Genomic DNA, 11,957 nt, shown 5'->3' on the forward strand with positions numbered 1-11,957 from the left:
CAAAAAACAGGCAAGCATCGCGTGGGGTGGTGCGCCTGGCGTGCTGGAGCCAGCCAGAGCTTGGCTGCTAGAGCCCGAGCATGTGCCAGTGGTGGAGCCAGGCGGCGAAGGCTGCCGCGGCCAGTGTGGCGCCGGTGAGGGTTAGGCGCAGGGCCAGCTTCCCGGAGCGCTTCCACCAAGCACGTACGCTCCAGACGAGGGCTCCCGGGGTGAGCACCGTGGCCCCGAGCGCGCAGGCCATCGAGGCTCCCAGCAGCCGGGGCGTATCGCCGTACTCCAGCTCGGCATGGTGGCGCACCAGGAGCGTGAATCCGGTGAGAAACAGCAGGTGCAGCAGGCCGATGAGCGCCAGCAGACCCGTGGCCGGGCACCGATGGAGAACGCCCGCCAACACGGCCAGCGCGAAGAGCACGGCGCACACGACGAGCAGTCCGTAGGTAAAGGAAGCCGTCTCGTACCAAGGCACGCGCTCGTATGCCGCCGCGGGCTGGTTCTCGAAGAACAGGTGCGTGATGTGGCCCTCCGTGTCCTCACGGAAAGCCACGCGCTCCGGTGAGGCCGGGTCCTCGGAGGGACGGAAGAGGTGGGGCTCTACCTCCACCCAGCGCCGGGGAGTGTGTCCGGGCTCCCGGATATGCAGGGTGCCATCGCCACCGTCTCGCACGCGGATTTCCTGGCGCCACCCCAGCGAGGCCTCCGCCGTGCCGTAGGCCCGCCACGTCGTCTGGTATCCCCCTGCGAATCGTGCTGCCCGTCCGGCGAAGTCCGTCGTGGGCGTGAGTGCACGCGAGGGCGGGGCTGGGTGGGGGTGCTCGAGAACGGCGCGCAGCAGCTCCATCCGAGCTCGCTGCGCGGCATCCTGTTCCCCTGGGCTGTTGTACGAGACGAACAACCCCATCCCCTGCTCGGGTATGAGCACCAGCAGCGAGTGGAAGAGGTATGCGTCCCCCAAGTGCCCGATGAGCCGCTGGCCCTGGAGGTGAAACTCCATGAAGCCGTGGGCCCATCCGCTCAACCGGGAGTCATGCGTGAAGTGCTGGCGATGCATCTGCCGCACTGTCTCCTCGCGCAGGATGCGGTGGCCCTCGTGCTGTCCTCCCTGGAGGTGCGCGAGCATGAACCTCGTCAGGTCCGTGGCCGTCGTGAGCAGCGAGCCGCTGGAGGCCACCACCACCTGCTCCAGAGGCTGCGCGCGCAGGCTTCCGTTCTCGACGGTGTGTCCCAGGGCCATGTCTGCGGCGAGCTCCGGTGGCACCGTCCTGCGGAAGAAGGTGCGCCTCATGCCCAGTGGCTCCAGCACGTTCTCCCGGAGGTACTGCTCGAAGGGCTGGCCGGACACCCGCTCGACGATGTGCTCGGCCAAGCTCGTCCCGTAGTCGGAGTACGCCGACAGTTCGCCCGGGGGCCGCACCCGGGCCGGCATGCGCTCCCGCAGGTATTCCGCCAGGGGGCCGGGTGGTGGGCCCTCGGCCCAGAGGCGCTCGTGCACCTCGAAGCCTCCCGCATGCGCCATCAGGTGCGCGAGCGTGAGGGGCTGGGCGTACGCCGCGGGGAACCGCACGTCCTCCAGGTACGTGTGGACATCGGCGTCCAGGTCGAGCCGCCCCTGCTCGGCGAGCTGCATCACCGCCGTCCAGACGAACAGCTTGCCGATGGAGGCCACGCGGAAGAGGGTCCTGTCCGCCACCACGGGCGTGTGGTTCTCGGCGTTCGCGTCGCCGTAGCCTCGGGCCAGCACCACTTGTCCGTCCCGCACCACCGCCACCGTCGCTCCGGGAATCCGGTATGCCGCGAGCTGCCCGGTGACCACGCGCTCCACGAGCGACTCGAGTGATGCCGCATCCGTCTGCAGGGGAGCCTCGGCCCACGCTGGCATCGCCAGGGCGAGCACCAGCACCAGGGCGGACAGACCCAGGGAGGCGCTGGGCGGCTTGGACGGCATGCCACAGGTGTAGCGGACTTTCCCTGTCGAAGGGAACACAGGGGCCCGCGCTTCTCATGGCCCCGGAAGGTCCGGGCCGCTAACAAGGGCGTCACACGGGCGTCCGCCCTGGCGGCGGCCGTACCCCAACAAGGAGGGATGTCATGGAGCAGAGGGCACTTGGAAAGCAGGGGCTGAAGGTCTCCGCCCTGGGCCTGGGCTGCATGGGAATGAGCGATTTCTACGGCGCGGGCGACGAGAAGGAGTCGATCTCCGTCATCCACCGGGCGCTGGAACTCGGGGTGAACTTCTTCGACACGGCGGACATGTACGGGCCGTTCACCAACGAGAAGCTGCTGGGCAAGGCCATCGCCGATCGGCGCGACAAGGCCATCGTCGCCACCAAGTTCGGCAACGTTCGTGCCGAGGATGGCTCCTTCCTCGGCATCAGCGGCAAGCCCGACTACGTGCGCAAGGCCTGCGAGGCCTCACTGAAGCGGTTGGGAGTCGACCACATCGACCTCTATTACCAGCACCGCGTGGACACCACCGTTCCCATCGAGGACACCGTGGGCGCCATGGCCGAGCTGGTGAAGCAGGGCAAGGTCCGCTACCTCGGCATGTCCGAGGCCGCGCCCGATACCCTCCGCCGCGCTCACAAGGTGCATCCCATCTCCGCGCTCCAGACGGAGTACTCGCTTTGGAGCCGGGATCCGGAGGATGACGTCCTCCCCACCGTGCGCGAGCTGGGCATCGGCTTCGTCCCCTACAGCCCCTTGGGCCGCGGCTTCCTCACTGGCCGCTACCGCCGCCTCGAGGACCTCGAGCCCAATGACTGGCGCCGCAACAACCCGCGCTTCCAGGGCGAGAACTTCGCCAAGAACCTCCAGCTCGTGGACAAGATCAACGAGCTGGCCGCGCGCAAGAAGGTGAAGGCCTCGCAGCTCGCGCTCGCGTGGGTGCTGGCCCAGGGCAAGGACCTCGTCCCCATCCCCGGCACCAAGCACGTGAAGTACCTCGAGGAGAACATCGCCGCGGCGGACATCCGGCTCACCCCCGAGGAGCTGCGGGAGATCGACGCCATTGTCCCCAAGGGCGTGGCGGCCGGCACCCGCTACACCGAGGCGGGAATGAAGTCCGTCCACCGCTGAGGCAAGGCTCAGGCCGCCGTGTTGGGGAAGTGCGGGTTCTCGATGATCCCGAACTCGTTGCCGAACGGATCCTTCACGGCGGCCACGCGGATGCCACCGCCCACGTCACGCACGGGGCTGGCGGGCTCGGCGCCGAGCTTCATCAGGCGCTCCCAGGACTGGTCCGCGTTCTCCACGCCCCAGTACGTCACCGCGCCTCCAGCGCCCGGCTTCCCCGACTTCGGGTCCGGGTCCAGCCCCAGCTCGAAGCCGCCCACGTTGAAGCCCACGTAGAAGGGCTCGTCGAAGTACGGCGAGACGCCCAGCACCTGGCTGTACCAGGCCTTCGCCTTCGCCAGGTCCGTCACGTGATACACGGTGGTTCGCAGTCCGAGGATGGGGGCGGGGGTTGTCATTCCCTCACCCTAACCCTCTCCCAGTGGGAGAGGGGACGCCTCGTGGGGTAGGTCAGGCTTTCGGGAGCGGTGGGGGCGTCGGAGCTCGTCGCGGCAGCCGCACCGTGAAGCGCGTGCCCTGTCCCTCTCGCGACGTCACCGTGATGCCTCCCCCATGGGCCAGTACGAGCTGCCGGGTGATGTAGAGCCCCAGCCCTACGCTTCCCGCTCCACTGCCTGCGTGACGGCCCCGGCGGAAGGGCTCGAAGAGATTCGGCAGGATGGCCTCCTCGATGGCGCTCCCCTCGTTGTGCACCTCGAGGAAGACCTCTCCGGGCTCGCCCCGGCAGCGCACCGATACCGCCGTGTCCGGCGGGCTGTGCTGGAGCGCGTTGCCCACCAGGTTGCCGAGCACCTGCGCGAGCCGATCCTCATCCCACTCGCCCCCGCCATCTCCCTCTTGCGTCAGCTCCAGCCGCCGCTCCGGGTGGCTGGCGGCCAGCTCCTCCACCACGCCGCGCGCCAGCTCGAAGAGATCCATCTTCTTGCGCTCCACGGGGATGCCGCCGCCCAGCCGCGCCTGGCTGAAGTCCAGCAGGTCGCGGATGAGCCGGGTGGACCGGTCCGACGCGGAGATGATGCGGGTGAGGCTCTTGCTCTGCCGCTCGTCCAGCCCCTCGCGCGCCAGCAGCACGGAGGCCGAGATGCGGATGACGCTCAACGGGTTGCGCAGGTCGTGGCTGACGATGCCCAGAATCTGCCGCTCGAACTCGGCGAGCTGGCGCGCCTCGGACTCCTGCTGCTTCTGCACGGTGATGTCCACGTAGGCGCCCGTCATGTAGAGGGGGCGCCCGGTCGCGTCCACGAACGTCTTTCCCTTGCCGCTCAGCCAGTGCACCCGGCCATCCGGCCACACCACGCGGAAGTCCATCTCGAAGTCCGCGCCCTCGCGCGCGCAGGCCTCGTTGCGTCGTGCGGCCTCGGCCCGGTCATCCGGGTGCACCAGGGCGAGGCAGTCCCCCATCGTCTGCACCGTGCGCCCCAGTGGCAGGCCGAAGAGCTGGTCCAGGTTCTCGTCCCACTCCAGCGCCCCGGTGCGGATGTCCCAGCGGAAGGTGCCGGTGCCTCCCGCCCACAGCGCCGCGCGCAGCCGCTCGTCGCGCTCCTGGAGCGTGGCCTCCATCCGCTCGCGCTCCGCCAGCAACTCGCGCAACTGGGCCTCACTTGCCTCCGCCTGGGCGCGTGCCTGCTGCGCGGCTTCGTAGAGGCGAGCCCGCTCCAGCGCCTGCGCTCCCTGTCTCGCCAGCGCGAGGAAGAACTCCTGCTCGTCGGGTTGCAGGGTGCGTGGCCGCGCGTAGTTCATCACCAGGGCTCCCATCACGCCCCGGCTGCCGCGCAGCGGCATCACCGCCGAGCCCTCGTAGGTCAGGAGCCCGGCGAGCGCGGGGTAGCGGCGCTCTCGCTCCTGCCGATTGGCGCAGGTGACGAGCCTGTCATGGCGCACCGCCTCGGTGATTCCCAGCGGGGCTTCGAGCGGGACGTGCTCGAGGCTCCGCATCTGCTCTCGCGCGTTGGGAGTGGTCCCCACCAGCTCCAGGAACCGCCCGTCCTCGGACAGCAGCCACAGCGCCCCCGCCTGCGCGTCCATCGTGGTCACGCCCTGGGTGATGATGACGTCGAGCACCTGCCGGGGCGAGGGAGCCTCGGAGAGCGCGGCGGTGACAGCCTGCAGGCGTGCGATGCGCTCCTGGGTCCTCCGCTGGTCGTCGATGTCGGCATTGGTGCCGAACCAGCGGACGACGCGGCCGCGCGGGTCGCGCATGGGCAGGGCCCGGATGAGGTGCCAGCGCCAGGTGCCTCCGGTCTGCCAGAGACGCGCCTCCACCTCATAGGGCTCGCCGGTCCGCAGGCTGTGCTGCCAGCGCTCCATCAGCCTGGGCAGGTCCTCCGGGTGGACGGCCCTCGGCCACTGCCCGGGCTCTCCGAGCGGAAGGTCATTGTTCTCGTAGCCGCGGCGGCTGATGTAGTCCAGCACTCCGTCCGGCCGGCTCGTCCAGATGGTGTGTGGCAGCACCTCGGCCAGGGTGCGGTACTGCTGCTGCACCTCGTGCAGGCGCAGCGTCTGGCGCAGCAGGTGCTCCAGCCGCTCCGGGGTGAGCGCCGACTTGGCGAGGTAGTCCGTGGCGCCCGCCTTCATCAGCTCCACGGCGATGTGCTCATCCCCCTGCCCGGTGAGCATGATGATGGGGGTCTCCACCAGGGCGGCACGGGCCTTGCGCAGCACCTCCAGGCCGTCCTGGCCCGGCATCTGGAAGTCCATCAGGGCGCAGTCGAAGGACTGCTCCAGCAGGGCTCCGAGCGCGGCCATGCCGTCGGTCACCTCGACGAGCTGCGCCTCCACCCCCGCTTTGAGCAGGGCGCGCCTCACCGCGAGCCGATCCACCTCGTCGTCGTCCGCCACCAGCAGACGCAGCGGTTGCTCCTCCATGCGCTCCTCGGCCCTCACGGCAGCTCCACCCGAGACCAGTATGCGTTGAGTGCGGCCATCAACTCCACGAAGGCCGGAGAGGCTACGGGCTTGACGAGGTATCCGGCTACGTTATGCGCGTAGCTTTGCAGCCTGTCTCTATCGTCATTGGACGTGGTGAGCACCACCACCGGAGTGGAGCGCAGCTCGGGGTCGGCGCGCAGGGCGCGCAGGAACTCGAGCCCGTTCATCCTCGGCATGTTGAGGTCCAACAGGATGAGGCGGTTGGTGGACGGCACCGTGCCGTTGCGCAACAGCTCCAGCGCCTGTCGTCCGTCGCCGGCGACGTAGAGGGTGTTGTGGATGTTGCTCTTCTTGAAGGCGCGCTGGACGTTCATGACGTCCACCGCGTCGTCATCCACCAGCAGGATGTTCAGCGTCTTCACGGATACGCTCTCAGCGCCCCTCGTCGGGGGTGTGCTTCGGCCAGGTGAAACGGAAGGTGGCCCCCTGGCTTGGGGCAGACTCCAGCCAGGCACGCCCCCCGCGTGCCTCTACACTTTTCTTCACCACCGACAGACCAATGCCGGTGCTCTCCACCTCATCACGCGAGCGCAGCGTCTGGAAGATGCCCCAGATGCGCTCATGGTACTCCGGTGCGATGCCCGGGCCGTTGTCGGCCACGGAGAACTCCCAGAAGGCCCCCACCTGGCGTGCGTCCACCCGCACCCGCGCCTCGGACGAATGGGCGTGCTTGAAGGCGTTGCCCAGCAGATTGAGGAACACCTGCTGCAAGGGCACCCGCTCCGCGTGCAGGGTGGGCATGCCGGGCGACAGCTCCACCTGCGTGTCGGGCGGCGGAGCGAGCAGCTCCACGCACTCATGGAGCAGCCGGCCCACGTCCACCTGTTCCGGGCGGCCTCTCATCCGGCCCGCGCGGCTGTAGTCGAGGATGCCGTTGATGAGCGCCTCCATGCGCTCCACGCGCCCGCGCAGCAGCCGCATCTGCTCGCGGGCCTCGTCGGTCATCACGTCCTGGAGGTCGTCCTCTATCCACTGAGACAGGTTGGCGATGCCGCGCAGCGGGGCCTTCAGGTCGTGGCTGGCCACGTAGGCGAACTGGTCCAGCTCCTGGTTGCTGCGCTCCAGCGCGGCGATGAGGCGCTCGCGCTCGGCCTCGGCGCGCTTGCGCTCGGTGATGTCCAGCACCACCGTGGCTACGCCTAGCGTGGCACCTTCCGCCGAGCGCACGGGTGCATAGCGCGCCAGCCAGGCCCGCTCCTCGCCCGAGGGCAGCCGGGTGGACGACTCCACCGTCTGCGTCTCTCCGGTCTCCAGGGCCCGCCGCAGCGACTTCACCACGAGGTCCACGCCGGGGCCCTGCGCGGAGAGCACCTCGGGCATGGTGTGGCCCAGGTGGTCCTCGGCGGGCTTGCGGTTGATGTCCTGCAGGGTGCGGTTGACGCGTACGAAGCACAGCGTCCGATCGAAGAGGGCGATGCCGGCGGGCGCCGCGTCCAGCAGCGTGTCCAGCATCGCACGGGCCTGCTCGGCCAGGTACTGCTCGTGCTGGGCCCGGCGCATGGCGTCCTGGCTCTCGCGGTACAGACGCGCGTTGTCCAGCGCGAGCGCGGCGCGGCGCGCGAACTCCTCGGCCAGCGACAGGTCCGCGGCGGAGAAGCTCCGGGTGCTTCCGGCCTGGGCCAGCGTGATGCTGCCCAGCGTCCGTCCGTGCACCACCAGCGGCACGATGATGGAGGAGCGCAGCCCCAGCTCCCGCATCATTCGCAGGCACTCCTCGTCGCGCGTGAGCTGGGTGTGCAGCGCGTCCGGGATGACCTCCAGCAGCTCTGGCTCACCGGTGCGCAGCACGTAGCCGAGCCCGTGGCTGGCATGGTGGAGATCCACGGGCTCTCGGCGAGCGAGCTCCCAGGCGAGCGACTCCCGGGTGGAGTCGGTATGGGTCACCGCCACGCGTTCGACCGTCTCGTCCGGCCGCACCAGGTCCACCGTGCACCAGTCAGCCAGGCGCGGGACGATCATCCGCGTGAGGTTGCGCAGCGTCTCCTCGGGGTCCAGCGTGAGGGCGAGCAGGGCACTGGCCTCGGCGAGGAAGCCGTGCACGTCGGCGGTGCGCTTCTGGTCGTCGATGTCCGTGCAGGTGCCAAACCAGCGGATGATGTGGCCCTGGGCGTCGTGGACGGGAATGGCGCGGCCGAGGAACCAGCGCCAGACGCCATCCAGCCGGCGGCAGCGGTACTCCATCTCGAAGGGCTCGCCGGTGCTGAGGCTGTGGCGCCAGCGCTTGTCGGCCTCGGGCATGTCGTCCGGATGGAAGGCCTGCGTCCAGCCATTGCCCCGCGACTCCTCGTGGTCCAGGCCGGTGTACTCGTACCAGCGCCGGTTGAGGTAGTCCTGGACCCCGTCGGGCCGGGAGGTCCAGACGATCTGAGGCAGGGCCTCGGCCAGGAGACGGAACTGTTCGCGCTCGGTGTCGAGCCGCTGCTCCGGTCCCGAGACCCCGAAGACGGAGTGCAGAGGATCGTACGCGGTGAGATCTCCGTCGGACTGGCGGGACACGTCGAGCGGCCCTCCGCGGGGCAAAAGGAGATGGAATCAGCCGAGCAGCCATCCGTCGCCGCTTGTGCGGCACTCCCACCTCATCTCTTACTGCGTCCCGGCGACCTCATGTCCGGCACGGCGGACGGGCTGTCGTCCGCGCAACAGGTCACCCAGGCCCGCACATTTCCTGGAGGCACACATGCTGGACAAGGGCTCGCCAGGCTGGCTGGTTCACTGGGAGTGACCCACCGAGACGAGGGGAAGGGTGAGCTCGAAGGTGGTGGCTCCCGGGGCGGCGACGAGCCGCAGATCTCCCCCATGGGCGCGGGCAATCTTGCGAGACAGGGGCAGGCCCAAGCCCGTGCCCTTTTCGCGGGTGGTGAAGAAGGGCTCGAAGATGCGCTCGCGCTCGGTCTCGGGCACGCCGGGCCCGGAGTCCTCGACGCGGATGGTGTAGTCGTGGCCCTCGCCCCGGCCCGTTATCCGCACCTTGCCGCCCGGGGGTGAGGCCTGCACCGCGTTCTTCACCATGTTCACCAGCGCGGCCGTCAGCAGGCTTCCGTCCGCCTCCAGCACCGCCGGCTCCGCCACCACCTCCACTGTTACCTCGCGGGCCGCCGCATCCGCTGCGAGCAGGACGCTGGCCTCCTCGAGCAGCTCGGGCGCCGCAACGGGCGAGCGCGACAGCGGCTGTTCCCGAGCGAAGGCCAGGAAGTCCTCGACGATGCGCTGGAGGTACTCCACCTCGTGCTGGATGCGCTCCACGTGTCCGGTGGCCTCTGCGTGGGCGCCGGCCTTGAGGTCCTCCGCGAGAATCCCCGAGAAGAGGGAGATGCCGCCGAGCGGGTTGCGCACCTCGTGAGCCACCCCTGCCAGCATCAGCTTGAGCTGCCGATCGCGGCTCTCGAGTGCGCCACGCATGACCTCCAGCTCGCGCGCCAGCACACCAATCTCCCGCGTGGGCTCCGGAGGCACCGGCGTCGTCAGGTCGCCCCGGCCGATGCGCAGCGCCGAGGCCATCAGCCGCCGCAGCGGCCGTGCGAGTCCCCGCGCGGTGAGGATGGCGACCAGTCCGAGCACGCCGAGCGCCACGCCGCTCGCCGCCGCGAAGCTGCGGGACAGAGTCGCCAGCGGGCCGAAGAAGGCCGCGCTGCCCTCCACCGCCACTGCGCCCACCACCTCGCCCTCACGGTGCACCGGGGCATAGCCTGTTTTGTAGAGGCGTCCGTCCGAGCCCCGGAAGAGCACCTGGCTGGCCGCGCGCTCACCGGAGAAGACGCGGGACAGCTCCAGCCTGTCTCGCGCGAGCTCCGGTACCTCCGTGCCTACCGGCAGCTCGCCTCCCACGTCGGCGCGCACGCGGCCCTGCGTGTCCACCACGTACAGGCGCCGCACACCGCTCGAGTCACGGACCTCGGTGAGCAGGCGCACCAGGTTGCGCCACGTGCGCGTGCCCATGGTGTCGTCCCCGGGCTCGATGGTGAGCATTCGATCTCCGCTCACCTGGCTCGCCGTGGCCGCGGCGATGGCGGAGAGGCTCGTGCCCAGCTCCTCCTCCAGGATGGAGCGGGCCAGCGCGTAGACCGCCGTCCCCGTGAGCGCGAGGAAGAGCAACGTGGGCAGCAAGAAGGCCACGAGCAGGCGCGCCGAGAGCGAGCCCAGCGCGTCCTTCAGGCGGGAGGTGAGGGGAGCCGGGGTGGACATGAGGGAAGACGGTTCCGCACTCTACACCGGCGCCTGGTTGCCTGAGTTGTCCATCCAGGTTCCGGGACACCTGGCGGATGCCCGGGGTGTGCTTCCTCCTCGAGGAGCCGGTTTGATAGGACGCGTTCCATGACGTCTGGACAGAGCGCAGCGCTGAAACTGCCGTCGTTCCTGCATGGCACCTTCCGCTCGGCGCGGCAGAAGGCGAAGCGGGAGGGCCTGCGCTGTGGCGAGCAGTACCAGAAGGATGGCACCTTCCTTCTTCCCAGGCAGATGGTGGATGTCCCCCCGGGTGAGGTGGTGGTGGCGCACGATGTGGTGGACTTCCAGCACGAGCGCCCGGCCTGGCGGCTGTACATGGTGTCGGATGTCATGAGCGGTTTGCGTGAAGCGGTAAACTGGCAGAACACGTTGCCCATGAGGGATGCCTACGAGGATTTCTGCCTGGAGACAGCCTGGGGCGCGCTCTACTTCGTCCTCGAGCAGATGGGCCCGGTGAGTGCCCAGCGCACTGCGAAGCGCCTCCAGGCGGTGTTGAACTTCTGGGAACCGCTCGAGTCCGCGCGCTACCTTTTCAAGAAGCTGGGGATGGCGCAGACGCTTGAGGAGGTGATGGTGGCCTCCTGCGACTGGGCCATGGATGCGTGGTGCCCGCTGGGAGACACCTCGGTGCGCGAGCGGCTGGCGATGGCGGCGGAGCGCATGGCGCGGGCGACGCGGGAGGACTGCCTCGAGGCCATCTTCCGGGAGATGCCACGCGCCCTCGAGCACGCTGGCAAGCTGATGCACCGGAGCGTGGTGGCTGATCCTGACTTCCAACGCGAGCGCCTCGCCACTCTCGACTCGTGGTCTTTCGAGCGGGTTTCCGGTGCACGTTCAGGGGACCTCATCTGGCTATTGACCATCTGGGATCGTGAACTCGAGAAGCAGTAGGAAGCGCTTTGTCCGGCGCTCTCCTTGTGGGTGACTTCCCGGAGGTGTGCCGGTGGGTGGGGTTTACCGAGTGACCTGACGGCCGAGGGCCTGGAGTTGCCCGTGGCTCTCCGTCTCTACTTCTTCACTAGCCCCGCGACTGTTCGCATGAGCGGAGCGGGAGGTCTACGTGAGTACGACCATTGGCTGTCCAACCAGGAGCCTGGCTGCGCGGTATGTCTCCCTGTTCCTCGTCTCAGTACTCGCTGGCTGTGTGACGGCCTCCGGCGAACGGACTTCCTCTGCCTGGAGTTCGGAGAGGCCAGGGGTCGAGACGACACGAGCCGCTGCTCTGCGGCAGGGAGTCCTGCTGGCCATGAGCGACGGCTCAGCGGCGGGTGGGATGCCACCTGGCCCCGCAGTCCAGGGCTACAATGTGCCCGGTCGGAAGCCGGATTCGCAGATGCCCTGGGAGTTCTTCATGGGCAATGCCTCACATCGGCTGATTGCTTACATGTATGGCGTCAACCATCCGAGGAGCGTGGCATACTTCAACACCAGGTCAATCGAAGTCATAGTTGACGGTATGGGCTTTGGAGACCTGTCCCGTCTGCGCCCGGACGAGCGTAAGATATGCCCGGATATCACGGACGTCTCGCGCCTGGTGCTCTTCGAGATCAAGCCCTGGAATGAGCAAGCCCTCAGGGAAGGCCGCGAGGAGGTGCGGAAGTACCTGGCCGCACTGAACCGGACCATCCGTGATGACAGACGCTTCACGGGTGGCACGGATTTCCAAGGCGAAATCCTGGTTCGCTTCGCGAGAGGGCAATACATCTGGCGACTGGAGTGGAAGACCTCCGAACCAG

General features: G+C 68.7%; 9 protein-coding genes. 2 read left to right on the forward strand and 7 right to left on the reverse strand.

The genetic code is table 11. The annotated features are described in order from the left end of the window. Positions 1-67: 67 nt before the first annotated feature. On the reverse strand, positions 68-1,942 hold the full coding sequence (locus tag OV287_RS10245; protein ID WP_267533825.1) for a serine hydrolase domain-containing protein: 1,875 nt from the start codon (positions 1,940-1,942) through the stop codon (positions 68-70). A 143-nt stretch (positions 1,943-2,085) separates the two neighbouring features. On the opposite strand from OV287_RS10245, the gene OV287_RS10250 reads away from it, so the two are divergent. Next, positions 2,086-3,072: an aldo/keto reductase gene (locus OV287_RS10250; RefSeq protein ID WP_267533826.1), complete on the forward strand. Its 987-nt coding sequence runs from the start codon at positions 2,086-2,088 to the stop codon at positions 3,070-3,072. Positions 3,073-3,080: 8 nt separating this feature from the next. Here OV287_RS10250 and OV287_RS10255 read toward each other — a convergent pair whose 3' ends face one another. The 5 genes from OV287_RS10255 to OV287_RS10275 all read right to left on the reverse strand — a co-directional run bounded on the left by OV287_RS10255 (position 3,081) and on the right by OV287_RS10275 (position 10,179). Beyond that, on the reverse strand, positions 3,081-3,467 hold the full coding sequence (locus tag OV287_RS10255; protein ID WP_267533827.1) for a VOC family protein: 387 nt from the start codon (positions 3,465-3,467) through the stop codon (positions 3,081-3,083). Positions 3,468-3,519: 52 nt separating this feature from the next. After that, positions 3,520-5,952, reverse strand: coding sequence for a PAS domain-containing protein (locus OV287_RS10260; RefSeq protein WP_267533828.1), 2,433 nt, complete (start codon positions 5,950-5,952; stop codon positions 3,520-3,522). Then, positions 5,949-6,359, reverse strand: a complete 411-nt coding sequence (locus tag OV287_RS10265) for a response regulator (RefSeq protein WP_267533829.1) — start codon at positions 6,357-6,359, stop codon at positions 5,949-5,951. Before OV287_RS10265 ends, OV287_RS10260 begins: the two co-directional genes overlap by 4 nt. Before the next feature lie 10 nt (positions 6,360-6,369). Beyond that, positions 6,370-8,493 (reverse strand): PAS domain-containing sensor histidine kinase, encoded by a 2,124-nt coding sequence (locus tag OV287_RS10270; protein WP_267533830.1) that lies wholly within the window; start codon positions 8,491-8,493, stop codon positions 6,370-6,372. A 213-nt stretch (positions 8,494-8,706) separates the two neighbouring features. Further along, on the reverse strand, positions 8,707-10,179 hold the full coding sequence (locus OV287_RS10275) for a sensor histidine kinase (RefSeq protein ID WP_267533831.1): 1,473 nt from the start codon (positions 10,177-10,179) through the stop codon (positions 8,707-8,709). A 129-nt stretch (positions 10,180-10,308) separates the two neighbouring features. On the opposite strand from OV287_RS10275, the gene OV287_RS10280 reads away from it, so the two are divergent. Next, a complete protein-coding gene (locus OV287_RS10280) occupies positions 10,309-11,112 on the forward strand; it encodes a hypothetical protein (protein WP_267533832.1) in 804 nt (267 codons plus the stop codon). Between the two features lie 541 nt (positions 11,113-11,653). Here the strand turns inward: OV287_RS10280 and OV287_RS10285 are convergent. Beyond that, on the reverse strand, positions 11,654-11,887 hold the full coding sequence (locus OV287_RS10285) for a hypothetical protein (protein ID WP_267533833.1): 234 nt from the start codon (positions 11,885-11,887) through the stop codon (positions 11,654-11,656). Between the last annotated feature and the right edge of the window lie 70 nt (positions 11,888-11,957).

Origin of the sequence: Archangium lansingense, assembly GCF_026626635.1 — a bacterium.
Lineage (GTDB): Bacteria > Myxococcota > Myxococcia > Myxococcales > Myxococcaceae > Archangium > Archangium lansingense.